1 protein-coding gene and 1 pseudogene are annotated in these 410 nt (G+C 55.6%); one reads left to right on the plus strand and one right to left on the minus strand.

Going from position 1 to position 410, the window contains the following annotated elements:
* Positions 1–89: pseudogene (locus AB1L30_RS00120) on the plus strand (IS5/IS1182 family transposase); the annotation flags it as partial.
* Between the two features lie 32 nt (positions 90–121).
* Here the strand turns inward: AB1L30_RS00120 and AB1L30_RS00125 are convergent.
* On the minus strand, positions 122–410 hold a 289-nt coding region (locus AB1L30_RS00125), incomplete at its 5' end, for a hypothetical protein (RefSeq protein WP_367011334.1).

Below are 410 nucleotides of genomic sequence, written 5' to 3' on the forward strand. Positions count from 1 at the left end.
GTCGAGGGGGATTTAGCACGAAGATCCACCTGCTGTGTGACTCGCATGGCCATCCTCTACACGCCGTTCTTTCGCCCGGCCAAGCCCACTAGTCCACGTGCTTGCACGAGCTTCTGTGGATTTAGGGGCTATAGGTCGATACCACAAAACCAGGCGAACCATGATGTGCCGACAACTCCATCTTCATACCTGGAGGGCAGATCTTGGTGAGATGTTCACGCAGAGCAGCTGCGATCTTGTCGTCTCCTTCGGCCTCGACCACGACTGACCCATCGAACGAATGAGCTTTTAATGCTTCTGGCAGGTAACGGCGAACAAGCGTCGATTGGATGCCAAACAGTTTTCCGGTCAGCAGCATTCCCTGGGCAAAGTGGCACCATTGGCACCGCGATCGAGGAACGGCAACGCAC

This window comes from Bremerella sp. JC817 (assembly GCF_040718835.1).
Lineage (GTDB): Bacteria > Planctomycetota > Planctomycetia > Pirellulales > Pirellulaceae > Bremerella.